This window comes from Streptomyces sp. NPDC054794, assembly GCF_053611585.1.
The window spans coordinates 89,083-107,615 of sequence record NZ_JBSHAQ010000034.1 but is presented as its reverse complement, the minus strand read 5'-3'; the positions used below and the strand labels follow the sequence as shown (position 1 = coordinate 107,615).

The window sequence follows — 18,533 nt, the reverse complement described above, 5'->3', positions numbered from 1 at the left end:
CCTGGTGTAGTCGATGAACTCATCGGCGCCGAGCTTGCGCAGGAACTGCTCATGCCGGCCCGAGGCCACCGCGATGACGTGTGCCCCCTTCCATTGACGTCGAGATCGTCGCACGCAACCCGCAGGACAAGGGGTTCGTGCCGCAGCCGAAGCGGTGGAGGGTCGAGCAGACCTACGGGATCCTCATACGGCACCGGCGCCTGGTCCGCGACTACGAGCACCGCCCCTCCTCCGCCGCCTCCCGCGTCTACTGGGCGATGACCCACGTCATGACCCGACGCCTCACCGGCGCGAACGCCCCCACCTGGCGCGCGGCGCAGGCGGTGGCAGCGTGAACATCCGGCCCCTGCTCGATGCCCTGGACCTCCAGGAAGACGCCGCCCGGGCCCTGGCCGACGACCTCCGCTCGCAGATCGACGACCTGCAGACCCGGTTGCGGGAGGCCGAGATGCACCTGGAGCACCTCACGATCACCCGCAAGACCGTCACCGGTCTCGCCGACCGGCTCCCGGCCGTCGCGCCGGCCCTGCCCGAGCACCCGGACTACCCCCACATCCTCGCCGCCTTCAACCACGCGACCGGGCCGGAAGCAGTAGCCAGCATCCCTCCCCCAAGCATCACTTCGAAAGGGACATCAACTCACGAACGCCCACTCAGAAGCCGTATCTCAATCGTCCACGGGGCGGACATCGGCGGCCGGACTTGGCCATCAGGACACCATCACACTGCCCCTGCAGCGATCTCGTAAGAACCGGCTGATGACCCATCCCCGATGAGTAAACGGCCGGTGATGTACGGACTTTCGGTGAGCTCATATGCATAGGTTGAACTCTCCCCCAGCGGGAGAGTCAAGCCCGCAGTGCCTCTGAGTAGGGTCGACCGTGCATGCGTCCCCGGTCCGGTACCAGACTGGGGACCCCGGCGCCCTCAGCTCCTCGGCATCCTGGACCTCGGCGTACCTGGACGCCAGGGTCGGCACCATTTACGCCGGGTCCGCCCGGATCCAGCGCGGCATCATCCGCAGTCCTGATCCCGACCGGCGTCGGGCCATCAACCGATCACGTTGTGCTCGGTCGTCAAGAGCATGACCGTCTTCGACCGGTCGAGGAATTTCTCTTCGTCCGGAATCACCTTCTGCTCGTAGACCGGCGACTGCAACAGCTCGAAAATGTCCTCCGGCTTGTCGACCCAGAGCTCGGCGACCCCGTCGTACGGCAGCACCGGGACCTCCGCGGGGAGATCCCGCAGGACGTGCTGTTGTGTGTACCGGCGCACGCGCGACGTGAACTCCGGCAGGGAGAGCACCAACGGTCCATGCTGGTTCTTCCAGTGGTCGACGAACTCGTCGGGAGACATCCCCGGTCGACGGACTAGGTAGATACTGACTTTGATCAACGGCGTTTCCTTTGCGTCCAGTGGTGGCCGGCGCTTGGCGTGCGTGGCCAACTCCGGATCACGCTAAGGCGTACGATCGTACGCGTCAATCGATCCGATCGTATTGGCTATGCTGTACGTATGGCCACTACACGACCCGGAGACGAGCGGCGCCGCGCGATACTCGAACGCGCCATGCAGCTGGCCACGGTGGAGGGGCTCGAGGGCATCTCGCTGGGTGGGCTGGCGACCGCGCTCGGCATGACCAAGAGCGGGGTGCAGAGCCTGTTCGGCACCAAGCAGGACCTGCAGCTGGCGATCGTCGCCACCGCCAGGGAGGGTTTTGAGACGAAAGTGCTGCGACCCGCACAGCGCGCCGACGACGGACTTCCCCGCCTGCGCGCCCTGCTCGGCGGGTGGATCGACTATCTCGACGCGGTCGAGGGGGGGTGCTTCTTCTTCACCGTCGCCACCGAGTTCGATGGTCGGGAGGGGCCGGTGCGCGACGCGATCGCGGACTTGGCCCTCCAGGGATTCGACGCGCTGCGCAGGCAGATCGGGCTCGCCTGCCGGCTCGGCGAGCTCGACCCGGGTACCGACGTCGAACAGCTCCTCTTCGATCTGCACGCCGTCGTGCTGCAGGCGAACTACGCCCGCAGCCTCCTCGAGTACCCGGATGCGTACGACCGCGCCCGGCACGCGATCCGCGAACGCCTCGACCGCGCCCGGAGCGCTGCGGTGCCGCCCCGTTCGTGAGGTGTCACGGCGCATCACGTGCGTCCCCAGAACAGGCTGCAGGCCATCGGGAACAGGTGGGCGGCAACCCGGGAGCCCGGCCGACTGGCGCTCCGGCCGCCTCACGGGCGGATGTTCTGGTTGAACCGGAAGGTATTCCCCGGGTCGCAGGTCTGCTTGACATCTGCGAGCTGGGCGTATGCCGCGTCGCCGTAGTAGGCGCGGACGTAGTGTTCGGGCTTGTCCCGGTCCATTGCGAACACGCCTGGTGCCACAGGGTTCCGGCCAGCACGCTGCCAGTCACCTTCTCCGCCCAGTCGGCTCGTTCAGCGCCGAGATCTTGTGGTGGCGCCATGGTGTTGGCCATCAGATAGTGTGCGGCTTCCCGGTGCTGGAACGCGGTGGCCTCGGCCGAGACGCGGGCGATCGCGCCCCCGAGGGGCACCAGCATGACCGAGCACATGCGCGGCGGCTCGTCGGCCGCCGCTGCCAGCGCCTCGATCACGCCGGTGCGAATGATCGCTCCGTAGGGAATCGACAGCGAGGTCGTCCGTGGGAGGCACCGCATCGCACCGTACGGAGGCATCACATGGCCGCGATCTGGGCCGGCATTGACGCAGGAAAAACCCACCACCATTGCGTCGCGATCGATGAACGCGGCCGTCGGCTGCTGTCGCGATGCGTCGCCAACGACGAGCTGGAACTGCTTCAACTTCTCGCCGATGTCCTTGCTCTGGGCGACGACGTGACCTGGGGTATCGACTTGGCCGACGGCGGAGCCGCCCTCGCCATCACCATCCTCCTCAGCCGTGACCAGCCGGTGCATTACATCTCCGGCCGGGCCGTCCATCGCGCCTGCGAGACTTACCACGGTGAGGGAAAGACCGACGCCAAGGACGCAGCGGTCATCGCCGACCAGGCGCGCGTTCGCCGCGACCTGCGCCCCTTACGCGCCAGCGACGAAACCGTCACCGATCTCAACATTCTCACCAGCCGCCGCATGAGACCTGGTCGCTGACCGCACTCGCACCGTCAACCGCCTCCGGGCCCAACTGACCAGCGTTTTCCCTGGCCTGGAACGGATGCTGGACCTGACCAGCGTCGGCCCGCTCACCTTGCTGAGCGGCTACCAGACCCCCGCGGCCATCCGTCGAATCGGGAGCAAGCGGCTGGAGAGCTGGCTACGCAACCGCCACGTCCTGGACGCCGACCGGCTCGCCGAGATCGCCGTTCGGGCCGCCGAGCGCCAGCACACCAGCCTGCCGAGCGAGAAGCTGACCGCCCAGCTGGTGCGCACGCTAACAACAGAGGTGATAGCTCTCAACCAGCGGGTCACCGAGCTCGGCAAGGCAATAGAGGCCCGGTTTCGCCACCATGCAACCTTCGATGTGATCACCAGCATGCCCGGCATGGGTGTCATCCTCGGCGCCGAGTTCCTGGCCGCCACCGGCGGCGACATGAGCATCTTCGGCACTTCCGACCGGCTCGCCGGCTTCGGCGGCGTCGCACCGGTTCCTCGTGACTCCGGCAAGATCAGTGGCAACATGCGGCGCCCCCAGCGATACAACCGCCGCCTCCTGCGGGTCTTTCACACCTCGGCACTTTCAGCATCCGGCACTGCGAGGAATCTCGCCGCTTCTATCAACGCAAACGCGCGGAGGGCAAGCGCCACACGCAAGCCGTCCTTGCACTGGCCCGTCGCCGCGTCAACGTTCTCTGGGCCCTCCTGCGCGACGGACGGTGCTACGAGCCCACACCGCCCGACACTCTTGAGGCTTGACGGACGACATTAGGAATCGGTAGTACCGTCCGGCGCCATGCAGCCCCAGGGCGCAAACGGGCCAGCCAGGGGCGCCTTGGGACCAGACAGGAGGGAACTGAATGAAACGGACTGGCGCACGATGACTGCCGTCCCAATCACCTCAGCTGGCACCGACGGCACAACAACCCCAGATTAACCGGCTCCTGAATGGCCATCAAACACGATCGCCGGGGCAAAACGCTCTTTTAATGACATGATACGGGGCACCGCCAAGAGCATGCCGCCCTGTCGAGAACGGCCAGTTGCCGGCAGCCCCACAGGAAGTAGGCGAGCGCTGGTGTATGACACCGAAATCCCCGGGCCAGGTCCACGACAACGTCACTAGTGTGATCAGATGACAGAATTCAGCATCCTTGATGACGGCCTGGAATGGCAGAAGGACTTCGAGCGGCGGCTACGCACCTCGTACACAGTGGCCGGGCTCGGTGCGGCCACCGTGGAGCGCATGCTCGAGGATGCACGCGCCAGCATCGGCGACTGGACCGTCGCCGAGATCACGGACGCCGGAACCCGAGTGGGATACGTCGCCGTGGTCGTGACCGACGACAACGGCACGTTCGCGGGCCGCATCGGCGACCTCCACATCGACGCGCTCCACGCCGGACAGGGACACGAACAGGCCGCCCGAGACTGGGCCGAGGCATGGTGCACGCAGCGCGGCGCACGCCGACTGGACATACGGCTCACCGAGCCCGCCGGCGAACTGTTCAACGGTTACAGCGTCCGGGGCCAGCTCAGGGCGCGGCGCGTCAGTTCCCCGCCGGAACCACTCGACGGTGTCACCGCACGGCCGATGGCACCCGCCGAATATCCCGACTGGCTCACCTCCGAGAAGGCCGCCTACGTCGGCGACATCGTCCGGGCAGGAGCCCTGAGCCCCGAGGAGGCCGTACGCAAGTCCGACCAGGACTTCGCAAAGCTGCTTCCCGAGGGCCTGGCGACGCCCGGCAACACGTTCCTGGTGCTCGAAGCGTCGGGCGAGCAGATCGGCACCGGCTGGCTGAAGCACGGGCACCTCCCAGAGGTCACCTACGGCTTCTCGCTGCACATCCAAGAGCAGCACCGCGGCAAAGGGTACGGGCGAGCCGCGATGGCGGCCGGCGAACAGGCAGCGCTCGCAGCCGGCGACTCGCAGCTGATGTTCACCGTATGGGGCGGCAACGAGGTGGCAATGAACCTGTACACGAGCGCTGGCTACCAAGTCATCGAGGAAAGCCGGTTCATTAGTCTTCCCCGCTTCGCGGCTTGACGCGACTCACCGCAGCACCACGAAACCGCCGTGCGACTGGCTTGTCATACAGGCCTCAGACACTTCCTAATGTCGTTGTCAAGCCGCAGCATTGATCGGTTGTGAGGCTTGGTAGAGCACTCCGTCACGGATCATGGCCCATAGAACGTTGGCTCGTCGGCGGGCGAGACACAGGAGGGCTTGCTTATGGTTCTTGCCTTCGACGCCCTTTCGCTCGTAGTACGCCTTCGAGGCGGGACATGATCTGAGACTGGCCATAGCAGAGAGGTAGAAGGCTCGCAGGAGACCTCGGTGGTAGCGCCGGGGACGGCGCATGTTTCCGCTGACGCGCCCTGAGTCGCGGGGCACGGGAGCCAGGCCCGCGAAGGCGGCCAGGCGGTCCACAGTGCCGAACGCTTCCAGGTCACCGCCGGTGGCCGCGAGGAACTCCGCCCCGAGCATGGTCCCCATGCCTGGCATGCTGCTGGTCACTCGCACATGCGGGTGCTGGCGAAACCGGGCCTCGATCAGGGCGCGAGCTCGGGGATTTCCTCGTTGAGGGTCAGTACCCCCTTCGCAAGACAGGCGACCATCATCGCGGCCAGCTTTTCGCCGGGCAGAGCCGTGTACTGGGCCTGGGCCGCCTCGACGGCAGTGCGGGCACTCCGGCTCAGTGGTGACCTGGCGGCGCACGCTGATGGTGTTGCTGTCCGCGCAGGGCATGCCGGTTGCGAAGATTGCCGAGGTGACGTTCACCAGCGCGGACCGGGTGCGGGACGTGATCCACGACTTCAATGCCGACGGCTTCGAGGCGCTATACCCGAAGTGCAAGGGCGGCCGGCCCAGGACATTCACCCTGCCCGAGCGGCGCGAGATCAAGAAGATCGCCAAGTCCGAGCCGGTCGAGCACGACCTGCCGTTCTCGACCTGGAGCCTGGCCAAGCTGGCCGACTTCTTGGTCGCCGAGGGGGTGGTCGACGACATCAGCCATGAGGGCCTTCGGGTCCTGCTCCGCGAGGAGGGCGTGTCCTTTCAACGCATAGAGAGGTGGAAGACCTCCCGCGACCCCGACTACGCCGCCAAGAAGGCCCGTGTCAAGCACCTCTACGCGATCGCCGACGGCGAGGTCATACCCGAGGACGGCGATCCCGAAGTCATGTTCTGCCTGGACGAGTTCGGCCCGCTCAACCTCCAGCCCCACCCCGGCTGGCAGTGGGCCGAGCGCGGCGGACGGCACAAGGGCCCAGACCGGGAGCCGAGACCTCGCCGGCGCGCTACCTACACCCGACCGCACGGGGTCAGGCACCTGTTCGCCGTCTATGACCTCGGCAAGGACAAGCTCTACGGACACACCAAGCCGAAGAAGAACCGCACGAGGTTCCTGGAGTTCTGTCGGTACCTGCGCAGCCTCTACCCGCCCGACATCCGGATCGCGATCGTGCTCGACAACTTCTCCCCGCACCTGACCACGAACAAGGACACGCGGGTCGGCGACTGGGCGTCGGCCAACAACGTCGAGTTTGCCTACACACCGACGACCAGCTCCTGGCTCAACCGCATCGAGGCCCAGTTCACCACCCTGCGCTACTTCGCACTGGACGGGACCGACCATGCCAGCCACAAGGAGCAGGGCAGCACGATCCGCCGCTACATCAACTGGCGGAACAAGCACGCCGCCGACGAACGGCTACGCGAAGTGGTCGACAGGGCGAACGTTGCCTGATGCGGCACTAGTAGGGCTCCGTTAGGTCTGTCTCGCGGTCCTGTTTGGGGGCATGTTGGGGATGTGGACGCACATGAAGTGAACCGGGCTCGGGCAAAGTTGGCCTTATTCGTCGCCGACGTGTTCGCGTCGGTGCCGCGCAAGGATCAGCGGGCGAAGGGTGACTGGTATCTGCGGGGGCTGATGCTGGACGGGCGGCGCAAGTCCATCCAGCCGATGGCGGAGCGGCTGCCGGATGGCAACGAGCAGAACCTGCAGCAGTTCGTGAACCAGTCGACCTGGGATCCGGTGCCGGTGCGGCGGCGGATTGCGGAGCGCATGGTGCCGCAGATCGGCCCGGATGCATGGGCGGTCGATGACGTGTCGTTCCCCAAGGACGGCCGGATGTCGGTGGCGGTCGCGCCCCAGTACTGCGGGACGCTGGGCAAGCAGGCCAACTGCCAGGTCGCGGTGAGCGTGCACGCGGTCTCCGACACTGCCTCGTGTCCGTTGCAGTGGCAGCTGTTCGTGCCCGAGGAGTGGGCGGACGATATCGGACGGCGGCGCAGGACCGGGATTCCGCAGGAGGTCGGGCACCGGGAGAAGTGGCGCCTGGCCTTGGACAGCATCGACGAGCTGGCCGGGTGGGGTCTGGTGCCGCCGGTGGTGGTGGCCGATGCCGGCTACGGGCAGAACGCCGACTTCCGCGACGGCCTCGACGGCCGGGGCATCGACTATGTCGTCGCCATCCGTTCGGACGTGACCGTCCATCCGCACACCGCCGAGCCGTTCGCGCCGGCGTGGTCGGGCAACGGCCGCAAGCCGCAGCCCCGCTACCGGGACAAGCCGTCCTCGGTGGCCGCGCTGGCGGCCGGCCAGGGACGGGAAGCGTTCACCGAGGTGTCCTGGCGTGAAGGCTCCCGCGGCGTGATGCGCTCGCGCTTCCTGGCCGTGCGGGTGCGGCCGGCCGGGGTGAGAGCCCGCCGTCTGGCCCAGGCCGCCGCCACCGCCGAACACGGCCACTGGGACGGTGTCCTGCCCGAAGTCACACTGCTGGTCGAATGGCCCGAAGGCGCCGAAGCACCCACCGACTACTGGCTGTCCAACCTGCCCGCCGCCACCGCGCTGGCTGAACTGGTCCGCCTGGCGAAGATCCGCTGGCGGATCGAGCACGACTACCGGGAACTCAAGCACGGCCTCGGCCTGGACCACTTCGAGGGCCGTTCCTGGGCCGGGTGGCATCACCACGTCACCCTCGTCACCGCCGCCCACGCGTTCCTCACCGAACAGCGACTGGCCCCAAAAGCCGGTACAGCGGACTCACCCTCTACCAGATCCTCGACGCCATCCAAGACCTGCTGAACTGCTGGACCGGCACCTGCACCACCTGCCACCGCCCCCTGCCCAGAACATCCACCACCAGCCAGAACCCAAGAGCCAGAGCAACCTAACGGAGCCCTACTAGTTGAGTGGAGATAGCGCTCCGCCACATGACGATAGCAGTGTTGCACGCGCTCTTGCGCGCAGTGCGTGCATGAGGTTCAATTGAGCCCATGACAGACCTGCACGAGCTGGTCGCCCCGAACCGGCCGCCAACGCCCTCTTCGATCTCAGCCAACCCGACATCGACTTCACCGCCGTGGCCACCGGCATGGGCATCCCCGCGACCCGGGCTGCAAGCACAACCGAACTAGCCGAGCACTTCTCCACCGCGCTGGCCACACCCGGACCACACCTCATCGAAGCGACCCTCCAGCCGACCTGAAAGCGATGTCGGAAACAGCGACAGCCGAAGACCTCGATCATCAACGAACACGCAGACAGAAACGGTGCGATGCGAACGGAAACCTGGGACGCAAGCCTCTCAGGTTTCGCGTGCACCGCCGGGCAAGCCGGACAGCTCGGAGGAACCTTCTTCTGCACGGGGGCCGGGGACCGGGAAGTCGTTCCACCTGGAAGAGATGAGGCGACACGCCGTCGCGGCTGGTTCCCTTTGCCCGCACACCACCGGATTCCGCAATGAACGCGAAATCCCCTTCTCCCTTCTCGAACAGTTCGTCCACGTTCCGGGGATTCCCGACGACGTACGCTCGGCCGTACCGCGCCTCTTCCACCGCGCGCCACCAGCCACCACTCCCGTGCCGCTCCTGCAGGAGTTCGTCTCCGCGCTGGTGGTGACGGCCGCCGGACGCGCCGGGCTCCTCGTACTCGTCGACGACGCCCAGTACGCGGATCCCGCCTCGCAGTCGTGTCTGCTCCATCTCGCCCGCCGCCTCAAGTCCTACGACGTCACCCTCGCGATGGCCTATCCGCTGACCTTCCACGAAGGCGGCCGCGGCCATCTGGAGTTCGTCGGACTCCCTGGCACCCGACACGCACGGAAGACGAGCCTCACGTGAACCGAGAGAATTCCAGCCGCGTGATCGTCATGACAGGTGTCGGTACCGGCATCGGATCGCGGTTGCCACCGATTCGCCATCTACAGCGCCACACGATGGTGCACGTCGGACACAGGCCCGAAGCCGATCGCACGCGGGCACACCGCCATTGATGATCCGCAGTCCGGAGCGCACCACCGAAGCGCACGGAGCAAGCCGCCGTAGAGGATGGATGAGATCTTTGAAAGACGCCGATGTGACCTCGCTGTCGGTCCAGGAGCTTCTCCCGCAAATGGCCAACCTCCGGGCGCACTGGCTCGCTTGGGGTGGCTCCATGAGCGTCGACGAGGACCTGGTCGTCTACCGCAGCGGTCTTCAACACAGGCTGCTCAACGGCGTTCTCCGACTTCGCGGCCGGAGTGTTCCCGAAGTCGCCTCCGATGCCGAGCGACAACTGGCCGGCGTACCCTGGCGATGGTGGATCGGCCCGGACAGCGACACCGGCGTGGCCGAGGCACTGCGGGACCGGGGCTACCACCGCAACGGCGCCATGCCGGTCATGGCCGTCCGGCTCGACCAGCTGCCCGAGCCCTCTCTGTCCGCCCCTGCCGGCCTGGTCATCGAGCACGTCGACGGGCCGGAGGGCATAGCCGACTACGTCGACGGTTACGCGTCATCCTTCGGAGTCGGCGCCGGTCTCCGCGACGCCGTGGTGGCCGCCGAATCCGGCCTGCGCACCGATCTCGGCCGACTGATCCGACTGGTCGGGCGGATCGACGGCCGCCCGGTGGCCACGTCGGCCGTGCTGATCAGCAACGGCATCGCCGGTCTCTACTGGATCGGGACCGACCCGTCCCTACGCGCACGCGGCATCGGTACCGCGCTCACGGCGGCGGCGATGCAAGTAGCCCGAAGTGAACAGGCGTTGGTCTGCACGCTCCAGGCCAGCGACATGGGAGCACCGGTCTACCGCCGCCTCGGTTTCACGCAGGTGAGTGAAGTGGAGCTCTACTCCCCTCCTGCGGGGTTGTGAGGAACGAGATCCCCTCGCGTGATCTCCCGCACGACCACCCGCAACGGCTGCCGGTCCGGCATGGCGGGAGTGGCGGCGGTCGCCGCCGTTCTGGAAGAGACCCGCGGCTCGCTCAGGCGAAGCTTTCCGGTGCCATCCGCCTGACGGAGGAGCAATGCTCAAGACCTAAGACGCCATCCGCTTACCGCTGGGCAGGCTTGATGAGTCGAACACGGTTCCTGTTCGGGTGATCTCTCGGTGGGCATAACGGCAGAGCCTCCTGGTAGCTCGGGGTTGCGATCCCAACCGAGCAGCACCAGGAGGCCCTGTGTCGCAGTCTGTCGCGTGTGCGTCCGTGGAGTCCAACGCGCCGTCTCCGGCGTGTGACTGTCTCGCGCACAGGTTCGGCAACGCGGCGGACGGGCCGGACCGCGCCCCGTGTTACGACTCCGACCTGACGGAGGCCGAATGGCAGGTCATCCGGCCGCTGCTGCCGGTCCCCGCGTGGCTTCAGGGGCGGGGCGGACGACCGGAGGGCTATTGCCACCGCGTCATGCTGGACGCGGTCCGCTACGTCGTCGACAACGGCGTCAAGTGGGTCAACCTGCCCTGCGACTTCCCGTCGTACCGGCGGGTGCACGCGTTCGCCCGACGCTGGCAGGTGACGGGCCTGCTCACCGAACTCCACGACCGGCTGCGTGACAAGGTCCGCCAGAAGGACAGCCGTTCGCCGGACCCGACGGCCGCCATCGTGGACTCGCAGTCGCTGCGGGCGGCGACGAACATCCCGCGCTCGACGTCCGGGTGGGACGGCGGGAAGAAAGTGGGTGGCCGCAAGCGGCACCTGGTCATGGACTGCCTCGGCCTGGTCCTGGCCGTCGCAGTGACCGCGGTGAGCGTGCAGGACCGCGACGCCGCCGTCCCGCTGCTCGAGCGGCTGCGCACCATGTACTTCTCCATCCGCCTCGTCTGGGCGGACGGCGGTTATGCCGGTCGGCTCGTCGACTGGGCGGCAGAGAAACTCCAGCTCGCCCTTGAGATCGTCAAACGCACCGACGACACCAGCGGGTTCGTGGTGCTGCCGCGCAGGTGGGGGGTGGAGCGCACCCTGAGCTGGCTGATGCGATCGCGCCGCCTGGTGCGCGACTACGAGACACTGCCCGCCATGCACGAGGCCATGGTGCTGTGGTCCATGACCATGCTCATGAGCAGCCGCCTGGCCGGGCGCCGCCCCTGCGCCTTCAGCCGGCCGACGCCCCGAGCGGGGTGAACACCCCCGGCCGCACTGGAGCGCCCACCCCCGCTCCACCAGGCGTTTCGCCTTCGACCGCAGCCCCTCGACCGTCGCTGGAACCGCCTGAAGGCCCAGGGCCACGGCCAGTTGCTGGCACCGCATACCCTCCCGGGCCGCATCCGACTCCAGCACGGACATGATCCGCTGGTAGTCCGGAGGCAGGACCGTCGCTGTCATGCCCTCGGTCCTCTGGGCACCACCGACCCCGCCACCGCACTCACCACCGGCTCCGCGACCGCGACGGGCGGCTCGGCCAGCACCTCAGTCACCGTCACACGGGCATCCGCCAGACGCTGAAGTGCCCGTTCCGCCTGGCCGAGGGCAGCCTCCACCCGCTCGGCCTCCTCCCGCAGCCGTGCCACCTCTTCCCGGACCTTCTTCTCCCGGACCTTCTTCTCCCGGGCCTCCAACAGACCGAGCACCGACGGCACCAGCCACCTCCACAAACGGGACGAGCAGACGAACCACGCCCATCTCTCCTGCCACCAGCCGGAGTTCATGCCCACCCAGCCCGAACCAAATGATCACGTTCGGAAAGCGGATGGCGTCTAAGACCGTGTCCTACATGGTCAGTTTGCGGAGTCGTTTGTAGCAGCAGAGAGCGGCTGCGAGGCCAAGAAAGGCCAGGTAGTTGCCGGGTTCCGCTCGTAGCGGTGGTTGAGACGACGGTAGCCCGTCAGCCAGGACATGGTGCGTTCGATGACCCACCTGCGGCGGCCGAGCCGTTCGCTGGAGTCGATGCCCCTGCGGGCGAGCCGGACGCCGATGCGCTTGCCCCATAACCATCGTCGCAGGTGGGGTACGTCGTACGCCTTGTCGGCATGCAGGGGGTCTGTCCAATCAATTAGACACTCCCGAACGTGGGGACCGGCGAGAGGAGCCAGCGGGTGAGGCGGACGCCCTCCATGTGCTTGTCGACGGCCATGTCGGCGATCCGGCCGATGGCGTGGCGGGCGGCCACGACGGCGACCACGAACAGGATCGGGATCACCGCGTGCATGCCCACGCCCAGCGGGTCCGGGTCAGTCCCCCTCGGAAGGCGCCTTCCGCACCTGTCCCGCACTGCCTGCGTGGCGCCCCAGGGTCTAGGAGTCACTCCCGTCACCCAGGTTCTGGCCTGAGTTCTGGTGCGCGCGCTTCGTCCGACTCGACAACAACTCGCCCGCGACGAGCGTCAGGGCGCCCACGACACGCACCCAGCGGGGTCCGCCCCGCGCTGCCCACACCACACAGACGCACCCGCCGACGACCAGAACGAGCAAGCCGACCAGAACCAGAACCGCCATGTTCCCCACCCCTGTTGCCAAACCACTATAGCGAGACCGCCGTTGTGAACAGTCCCACGATCTTCTCAGACGGACGGTCCGGCGCCCGTGCCCGGCCCCGCTTCGGCAAGGTTTGGGGCCACCTGCGCTGCAGAGCCGGGACGCAGGCGTGGTCGGAGGTCGCGAGACATCGCACACAGCACATCGACCCGGCGACGGGCGAGAGGGAGAACGCCGATCGCAGCGCGCCACGACCGCATCCAGCCGGCCCCGGTCCGGTCGACGGCCCGCGATCTCCAGCGGCAGCACGATGTTCTCCGAGCCGTTCAGCTCCGGCAGCAGGTGCTGCCGGAAGACGAAGCCGATGCGATCGCGGCGCAGGTCCGTGCACTGTCGCTGGGACAGTACGGTGATCTCGGTGTCCTCGATAGTGACTGCTGCCGTAGCATAGGCCTGGGTCGCCGGCCGCGCGGACCGTCGTGCACGTGAGCAGATTCGAATTCGCCGGTGAGTCCTAGAGGTTGACGAAGCACGACAGCGAGCCCTTGGCGTCGGGCTTCTGCTCGTCCTTGAGCTTGCCGTCGACGTAGATGCGGCAGAGGGTGCCGGGAGCCGCGTCCTTGACCGCCAGGTCGTTGAAGCCGAATACTTCCTGGTCACCAAGCACGGCCTGGCCGTCGCGATGCAGGGAGACGGCGCCGGCTTCGAGACGCCGCACGCCTACTTCCTCGAACGCCTCCTGCCGGTGTGCACCCAGCTCCTCGACGCTGCCGCCGCCTCCGGCGAGATCCACTCCGACCTCGACGCCTACCACCTCATGCGCGGCGTCGGAAACCTCTGCATCGGCACCGAGAGCGACCCTCGCTACGACGCACGCCGACTGATCGCACTCCTCGTCGCAGGACTGCGCCAACCGCACTGACATCGGCCCGTCAGGGTGACGTCGGCTTGTCGAGGGTCAGGCCGGTTCCTGCTGTGAAGCCGTCGAAGATGTCGAGCCGGTGTGCCCAGTTCTTCCACGGGGTTGAGGTCGGGCGAGCAGGCAGACAGCAGGAACACCGCCGGCCATTCACGCTGGGCGATCACGTCCGGCCGCCGGCGGGCTGCGACCCCTGCGCGACCCGGACGCGCCCCAGCTGAAGGAGACGACGGCCGCGAGCACTGCATCGGTCCGTGCAAGATCCGTCAGCCCTCCCGTGCGCGACGCGTACACAACGGGGGCTGCCGGCCGCGGCCGAGACGCCGCCCAGCCACTGGCCACCTTCGGCATCACGTGATCAAACCGGACAGGGCCTCCGACGACGCCGCCCTGGGGCGGATGCGACCGCCGGGAGAGTGCACGTGATCGACGCGGGGCCGGGGGCGGTGGAGTCGGCTCAAGAGGTCGTCGCGGGAACGAGGTGGTCGAGTCCCTGCGCACTGCCCGTCGCGGCCTCGATCGAGCGCGGCAGCATGACGCTCTCGTAGGCGCGGACGGCGTCGTCGACGCTGGATTCGGTGACGAGGGCGTGGGCGAGGTCGGAGCCGTCGAGCATGGCGAGATTGGCGCCCAGCCCGACCGGGGGCATCAGGTGCGCGGCATCGCCGAGCAGTGTGACGCCGGGAACGTGCTCCCAGGTGTGTGGGGCGGGCAGGACGAACAGGGACCGGTTGATGAACCAGTTGTCGCTGTTGCTCAGGATGTAGCGCAGGCTCTCGTCCCAGCCGTCGAACATCGTCAGCAGGTGCGACCGTACGGCCTGCTGGTCGCCGAGGTCGATACCGGCAGCCCCGTGCCAGTCCTCCGGCGCGCGGAACGCGATGTAAGCGCGGATGTGGCCGTTGCTGTTGCGCTGGGCGACCAAGGACCTGCCGACGCCCTTCGCCAGCATTGATCCGTTGCCGACCAGCCGCGCGAGGTCGGGATGGCGGGTGTCGCAGTGGTCGAATCCGGTCTCGACGAAGGTGACGCCGGTGTAGCGGGGTGCGGCGTGCGACAGGGCCGGGCGGACGCGCGACCATGCACCGTCGGCGCCGACCACCAGGTCGAAGTCCTCGGCGGTGCCGTCACTGAAGAGCACCCGGCAGGTGCCGTCCGGCAGCGGGGTGACCCTGCTGACGGCGCGGTCCCACCGCACCGTGCCCTCGGTGAGCGAGTCCAGGAACAGACCGCGCAGTTGGCCTCGATCGATCTCCGGCCGTCCGCCGTCGGCGGACGGCCCCTGATGCGCCAGGAGGGCGGCGTCGGCGAAGTCGAGCACGCGCCACTCCTCTCCTTCGGGGCGGGCGAGGGCTTGGAATCGGTCGAGAAGCCCCGCCGCCCGCAAGGCGGCCTGACCCGTGTCGGCGTGCAGGTCGAGGGTGCCGCCCTGCGGGCGGGCGTCGACGGAGGCCTCGCGTTCGAAGACGGTGACGGAGCGGCCGTGTTGCTGCAGGACTCGGGCGCAGGTGAGGCCACCGAGGCCGGCGCCGACGATCGCGATGCGGGGACCGCGAGCAGGGTGCATGGGAGTGTCCCTCGGGAGGTGGGTGAGCCGCCGGGAGGTCCGGCCTCACCAAGAAAGCACACTCACCAAATAAGTGCAACGACTAAACTTTTGAAGTTGCTTCACCCCGGGGTACGGTATGCGAGTGACCGAACCGACCGGGCGCCGCGAGCGCAAGAAGGCCCAGACCCGCCAGTCCCTGGCCGACGCCGCACTCGAACTCTTCCTCGACCGCGGCTACGACCAGGTCGGCGTCAAGGACATCGCCGACGCCGCCGATGTCTCGGTGACCACCTTGTTCAAGCACTTCTCCGGCAAAGAAGCCCTGGTCTTCGACCAGGACGACGACCTGGAGGCGGCGCTCGTCGCCGCCGTGCGCGACCGCCCCCCCGGCCAGTCGATCCCGCAAGCTCTGCGCGAGCACATCCTGCTGAAACAGACCCAGTTCGCCGTGCATGCCACGGACCCGCGGTTCGCCGATTTCACGCGCATGGTGCAGGAGACCCCTGCGCTGCGCGACTACGCCCACCGCATTTGGACGCGCCACGAAGCGGCCCTGGCGCGGGCCATCGCCGAGGCTGTCGGCGCCCCCGAGGACGATGTCAGCTGCGCCGCCCTGGCTCATTTCGCCCTTGAGGCCCGCGGCCTCATCCTGCGGCACGCCGAGCCGCACCGCGCCGCCGACGAGGCCTTCGCATTGCTCGAACACGGCTGGGCGGCTTCCCGCCCGGGCAGCTGACCCGGTCTGCGCGGAGCCCTGGTGTACGAGGACGCGTTGCGCGCCCTCACAGGTTCAACCTGAGTAACTACTCAGCCACACAAGCCACCTGAACCGGCATCCAGCCGGACAAAACCTCTGAACGACACCGCCCTGACCGTTCGTCGTCGGCCCAATCGGTACCCGGGCGCCGCCGGCAGGAACCCGATGATCCACCGGACACACGGCCTGGAAGGCTCATGAAGATCTTGTTGAGGGACTGTCCGGCGGTGAGCCGGGCGATTTCTCGGTCTATGTGGTGGCCGGGCTGATCGTCCAGGTGCTGCCGGCGCGGGTGAGTCCGAGGTTGATCAGTCGGCGGAGGTTGAGGGCGGCGGCTCGGGTGTGGAGCCAGGCATTGTTGTCGATGGTGCCGCGGTAGCGGAGTCTGCGGTTGCCGTGCTGGACGAGCCAGGCGACGGCGCGTTCGACGGGTGGTCTCCAGCGGCGGTAGGCGGCTTGCCAGCCGGGGACGGTGGCGGCCTGGCGGCGGGCGGCCGCTTGCAGGTCGTGGTGTGGGCGGATGGTCAGGATGCGGCCGGCTTTGGCCTTGGTGCACCGCTCGCTCTTTGGACTGCCTGAGTAATCGCAGTACGGCGCGAGCAAGCATACGGATGGGCTTCGCGGCTGCCCCCAACGAAGAGCGCTGACCGCTAACCAGGGGCCATCGTTGCGTCCCCGCTCAGGTCCCTCGACAGGTCGTCGAGGGACCTGCTTCGTTACTGATCTTGAACTCGGGTTGTCGCGGACGGGAGTGATAGTCCGGTTCCGGCGAGGCACCCGTCGATCAGGCCAGGGCGGGTGGTGGGCCGCCCCGGCGACCTCCTCCGGCTCGACCGGGCGACCTGCCGGAGACGTCTTGGTCAGGGCGTCGAGCGCGGCGGCCGTCGGTGCTGTTCCCGGTGTGCGGGTGGGGCCCGGGCGCGGTCGCCCGGTCGCAGGTGCGCTGCCTCGACTACTCGTTCCCGCGCGTCGCCGTCACGGCCGCGCCCAAGGGCCGCTAGGGGTGGTCCGCGGCATTGCCGAGACCGGTGCGCAGGTCGACCAAAGGTCACGGCCCTGGCCTCCGCCGAACCGGGCCGCGTTTCCCCGCTTGCCATGGGCGATCACGCCGCCGTACATTCCCTGCACCCGGCTTGTCCGGCCGCTTCGTCTATCCCCTTTGAGCACATGAGGAGCGCCCGGTATGACGGGTGTACTGGCGGTCGCAGGCGGCACCGCATCCGGCAAGTCCACCCTTGCCGAAGCCCTGTCGCTGCAGTGTCCCGAGAGCATCGCACTGGTCCATCTGGACGACTACTACGTGCCCGCGCACGACCCCCTGAGGGGTGTGTGGACGGTCAGTGCCGACGGCCACGCCGTCCTCGACTGGAACCATCCGGGGTCGATCGACGAGACAGCGGTGACGCACGCCATTGACGCGGCGCTGCTGCGCCCCGGCGTGCTGCTGGTGGTGGTCGAGGGCCTGTTCGCGCTGTCACTGCCGTCCGTGGTCCGGCGGGCGGCGTGGCGGGTGTATGTCGACACCCCCGACGACATACGCCTGGCCCGCAAGATCCTCCGGAAGATCGAGGTACAGCGGCAGGACCCCCGACTGTCCCTACGCAACTATCTGCAGACCGGCAGGGACCGCCACGCAGCCCACGTCGCGCCCTCCCGGGCGGCGGCCGATCTGGTCGTGAACGGGACCGCGAGCGAGGCGGAGATGCTGGCGGCCGTCATGCCGCTGATCGGGCCGGCCCTCGCGCCGCCGCCCGCGGCGCCCTCGCGGGCACGGGAGGTGCGCGGTATGCCCCGTACCCCCGGGGTCCCTGCGTTCGCACTGTGACGTGCCCCCCCCGGGGGGCACGGGCCCCGCCGAGGAACGCCGCGTGATCACCCTTCCGGCAACACAGCCCAAGCCCCGGCGGGCTCTCAGGTGGATCACGACCGATCCAGTTCACCTGCAGCCAGGCGAACTACAGGGGCGACATATCGCGGGACCAGGGGAAGACCCGCATCCAGGCTCTCTCCCGCTTCGCCCGGCACCGCATGGGCGTGCTCTTCGCGATGCTCCGCGACGCGCCTACACGCAGGGCAAGACCGGGGACGTGGACGGCGCGCTCGCCGAATCCTCTGGACTGCTGGAGGACTGCGTACGTGTACCGGTCGGCGAGGTCCCGTTGCGGCTGTTGCCCGAACCCCGGCCGGCCGGATCATGCCTCTCATAGCCGAGGTACTCGGTCATCTCGGCGTCCAGGGCCCGCTCGAGCACCGCCCGGGTGACGGCGGTCAGCAGCCCGCCCTCGCCCAGCAGAGCGGCTCCTGAGGAGTCGGCACGGTCCATCAACCGCTCGACTACCTCGTCCCCCAGCTTGTCCTCGACCGGCTCCACAGCCGGGTTCTCGTTGTCTGCCATGTTCGTCCGTCCCGGCTGGCCAAGGCCCTGCACCGGGCCCCGGCCAGCCTGTCACGTCACGGACTTACACGATCTTTCAGACACACCCAAAGGGGCCGGGTGC

Annotated in this window: 16 protein-coding genes and 8 pseudogenes; 14 read left to right on the top strand and 10 right to left on the bottom strand. The window is 68.0% G+C overall.

The annotated features are described in order from the left end of the window. Window positions 1-92: 92 nt before the first annotated feature. Both ACWGKT_RS31115 and ACWGKT_RS31110 read left to right on the top strand, forming a co-directional pair. Window positions 93-335: pseudogene (locus tag ACWGKT_RS31115) on the top strand (IS5/IS1182 family transposase); the annotation flags it as partial. Beyond that, window positions 332-748 carry a hypothetical protein gene (locus tag ACWGKT_RS31110; protein ID WP_453276297.1) on the top strand — a complete coding sequence of 139 codons (417 nt, stop codon included), beginning with the start codon at window positions 332-334 and terminating at the stop codon, window positions 746-748. The pseudogene ACWGKT_RS31115 and the gene ACWGKT_RS31110, both read left to right, overlap by 4 nt. A 302-nt stretch (window positions 749-1,050) precedes the next feature. On the opposite strand, the gene ACWGKT_RS31105 is transcribed toward ACWGKT_RS31110, so the two are convergent. After that, window positions 1,051-1,446: an EthD domain-containing protein gene (locus tag ACWGKT_RS31105; protein WP_453276296.1), complete on the bottom strand. Its 396-nt coding sequence runs from the start codon at window positions 1,444-1,446 to the stop codon at window positions 1,051-1,053. A 69-nt stretch (window positions 1,447-1,515) separates the two neighbouring features. On the opposite strand from ACWGKT_RS31105, the gene ACWGKT_RS31100 reads away from it, so the two are divergent. Next, the gene (locus ACWGKT_RS31100) at window positions 1,516-2,130 is read left to right on the top strand and encodes a TetR/AcrR family transcriptional regulator (protein ID WP_453276295.1); all 615 of its coding nucleotides are present in this window, start codon (window positions 1,516-1,518) and stop codon (window positions 2,128-2,130) included. Window positions 2,131-2,231: 101 nt separating this feature from the next. Here ACWGKT_RS31100 and ACWGKT_RS31095 read toward each other — a convergent pair whose 3' ends face one another. Further along, a complete protein-coding gene (locus ACWGKT_RS31095) occupies window positions 2,232-2,363 on the bottom strand; it encodes a BBE domain-containing protein (RefSeq protein WP_453276294.1) in 132 nt (43 codons plus the stop codon). A 335-nt stretch (window positions 2,364-2,698) separates the two neighbouring features. On the opposite strand from ACWGKT_RS31095, the pseudogene ACWGKT_RS31090 reads away from it, so the two are divergent. Continuing rightward, window positions 2,699-3,889: pseudogene (locus ACWGKT_RS31090) on the top strand (IS110 family transposase). A gap of 376 nt (window positions 3,890-4,265) precedes the next feature. Beyond that, window positions 4,266-5,180 carry an N-acetyltransferase family protein gene (locus ACWGKT_RS31085; protein ID WP_453276293.1) on the top strand — a complete coding sequence of 305 codons (915 nt, stop codon included), beginning with the start codon at window positions 4,266-4,268 and terminating at the stop codon, window positions 5,178-5,180. A 78-nt stretch (window positions 5,181-5,258) separates the two neighbouring features. Here the strand turns inward: ACWGKT_RS31085 and ACWGKT_RS31080 are convergent. Then, window positions 5,259-5,821: pseudogene (locus ACWGKT_RS31080) on the bottom strand (transposase); the annotation flags it as partial. 2 nt (window positions 5,822-5,823) lie between these two features. Here ACWGKT_RS31080 and ACWGKT_RS31075 point away from each other — a divergent pair. The 6 genes and pseudogenes from ACWGKT_RS31075 to ACWGKT_RS31050 form a co-directional block, all read left to right on the top strand. Then, window positions 5,824-6,882 (top strand): annotated as a pseudogene (locus ACWGKT_RS31075) (IS630 family transposase); the annotation flags it as partial. A 63-nt stretch (window positions 6,883-6,945) separates the two neighbouring features. Beyond that, window positions 6,946-8,223 carry an IS701 family transposase gene (locus ACWGKT_RS31070; RefSeq protein ID WP_453276292.1) on the top strand — a complete coding sequence of 426 codons (1,278 nt, stop codon included), beginning with the start codon at window positions 6,946-6,948 and terminating at the stop codon, window positions 8,221-8,223. A gap of 262 nt (window positions 8,224-8,485) precedes the next feature. Beyond that, window positions 8,486-8,626, top strand: coding sequence for a thiamine pyrophosphate-dependent enzyme (locus tag ACWGKT_RS31065; RefSeq protein ID WP_453276304.1), 141 nt, complete (start codon window positions 8,486-8,488; stop codon window positions 8,624-8,626). A 196-nt stretch (window positions 8,627-8,822) separates the two neighbouring features. After that, the gene (locus tag ACWGKT_RS31060) at window positions 8,823-9,260 is read left to right on the top strand and encodes a hypothetical protein (protein ID WP_453276291.1); all 438 of its coding nucleotides are present in this window, start codon (window positions 8,823-8,825) and stop codon (window positions 9,258-9,260) included. A gap of 313 nt (window positions 9,261-9,573) precedes the next feature. Beyond that, complete coding sequence (locus ACWGKT_RS31055; protein ID WP_356159918.1) at window positions 9,574-10,272, top strand: GNAT family N-acetyltransferase; 699 nt, start codon at window positions 9,574-9,576, stop codon at window positions 10,270-10,272. Between the two features lie 307 nt (window positions 10,273-10,579). Next, the gene (locus ACWGKT_RS31050; protein ID WP_453276290.1) at window positions 10,580-11,521 is read left to right on the top strand and encodes an IS5 family transposase; all 942 of its coding nucleotides are present in this window, start codon (window positions 10,580-10,582) and stop codon (window positions 11,519-11,521) included. 197 nt (window positions 11,522-11,718) lie between these two features. On the opposite strand, the gene ACWGKT_RS31045 is transcribed toward ACWGKT_RS31050, so the two are convergent. The 4 genes and pseudogenes from ACWGKT_RS31045 to ACWGKT_RS31030 all read right to left on the bottom strand — a co-directional run bounded on the left by ACWGKT_RS31045 (window position 11,719) and on the right by ACWGKT_RS31030 (window position 13,477). Beyond that, window positions 11,719-11,976, bottom strand: a complete 258-nt coding sequence (locus ACWGKT_RS31045) for a hypothetical protein (protein WP_453276289.1) — start codon at window positions 11,974-11,976, stop codon at window positions 11,719-11,721. Between the two features lie 130 nt (window positions 11,977-12,106). Then, window positions 12,107-12,372, bottom strand: a pseudogene (locus ACWGKT_RS31040) (transposase); the annotation flags it as partial. Window positions 12,373-12,401: 29 nt separating this feature from the next. Then, window positions 12,402-12,566 (bottom strand): annotated as a pseudogene (locus ACWGKT_RS31035) (DUF2637 domain-containing protein); the annotation flags it as partial. 758 nt (window positions 12,567-13,324) lie between these two features. Next, complete coding sequence (locus ACWGKT_RS31030) at window positions 13,325-13,477, bottom strand: hypothetical protein (RefSeq protein ID WP_453276288.1); 153 nt, start codon at window positions 13,475-13,477, stop codon at window positions 13,325-13,327. On the opposite strand from ACWGKT_RS31030, the pseudogene ACWGKT_RS31025 reads away from it, so the two are divergent. Beyond that, window positions 13,460-13,732: pseudogene (locus ACWGKT_RS31025) on the top strand (SbtR family transcriptional regulator); the annotation flags it as partial. The gene ACWGKT_RS31030 and the pseudogene ACWGKT_RS31025 sit on opposite strands and share 18 nt — an antisense overlap. Before the next feature lie 454 nt (window positions 13,733-14,186). Here the strand turns inward: ACWGKT_RS31025 and ACWGKT_RS31020 are convergent. Continuing rightward, entirely contained in the window at window positions 14,187-15,296 is a 1,110-nt protein-coding gene (locus ACWGKT_RS31020; RefSeq protein ID WP_453276287.1) for an FAD-dependent oxidoreductase, read from the bottom strand. Between the two features lie 124 nt (window positions 15,297-15,420). On the opposite strand from ACWGKT_RS31020, the gene ACWGKT_RS31015 reads away from it, so the two are divergent. After that, window positions 15,421-16,014 carry a TetR/AcrR family transcriptional regulator gene (locus tag ACWGKT_RS31015; RefSeq protein ID WP_453276286.1) on the top strand — a complete coding sequence of 198 codons (594 nt, stop codon included), beginning with the start codon at window positions 15,421-15,423 and terminating at the stop codon, window positions 16,012-16,014. 270 nt (window positions 16,015-16,284) lie between these two features. Here the strand turns inward: ACWGKT_RS31015 and ACWGKT_RS31010 are convergent, their stop codons facing one another. Further along, a complete protein-coding gene (locus tag ACWGKT_RS31010; RefSeq protein ID WP_453276285.1) occupies window positions 16,285-16,638 on the bottom strand; it encodes a transposase in 354 nt (117 codons plus the stop codon). A 580-nt stretch (window positions 16,639-17,218) separates the two neighbouring features. Between ACWGKT_RS31010 and ACWGKT_RS31005 the strand changes: the two genes are divergently transcribed. Next, window positions 17,219-17,860, top strand: coding sequence for a uridine kinase family protein (locus ACWGKT_RS31005; protein WP_453276284.1), 642 nt, complete (start codon window positions 17,219-17,221; stop codon window positions 17,858-17,860). A 294-nt stretch (window positions 17,861-18,154) separates the two neighbouring features. On the opposite strand, the pseudogene ACWGKT_RS31000 reads toward ACWGKT_RS31005, so the two are convergent. Beyond that, window positions 18,155-18,430 (bottom strand): annotated as a pseudogene (locus tag ACWGKT_RS31000) (transposase); the annotation flags it as partial. Between the last annotated feature and the right edge of the window lie 103 nt (window positions 18,431-18,533).

Bases quoted from the DNA above. Each gene is read 5' to 3' on its own strand.
- ACWGKT_RS31095 (WP_453276294.1), bottom strand. From the start codon at position 2,363: ATGGACCGGGACAAGCCCGAACACTACGTCCGCGCCTACTACGGCGAC.
- ACWGKT_RS31100 (WP_453276295.1), top strand. From the start codon at position 1,516: ATGGCCACTACACGACCCGGAGACGAGCGGCGCCGCGCGATACTCGAA.
- ACWGKT_RS31020 (WP_453276287.1), bottom strand. From the start codon at position 15,296: ATGCACCCTGCTCGCGGTCCCCGCATCGCGATCGTCGGCGCCGGCCTC.
- ACWGKT_RS31085 (WP_453276293.1), top strand. From the start codon at position 4,266: ATGACAGAATTCAGCATCCTTGATGACGGCCTGGAATGGCAGAAGGAC.
- ACWGKT_RS31055 (WP_356159918.1), top strand. From the start codon at position 9,574: ATGAGCGTCGACGAGGACCTGGTCGTCTACCGCAGCGGTCTTCAACAC.
- ACWGKT_RS31060 (WP_453276291.1), top strand. From the start codon at position 8,823: ATGAGGCGACACGCCGTCGCGGCTGGTTCCCTTTGCCCGCACACCACC.
- ACWGKT_RS31005 (WP_453276284.1), top strand. From the start codon at position 17,219: ATGACGGGTGTACTGGCGGTCGCAGGCGGCACCGCATCCGGCAAGTCC.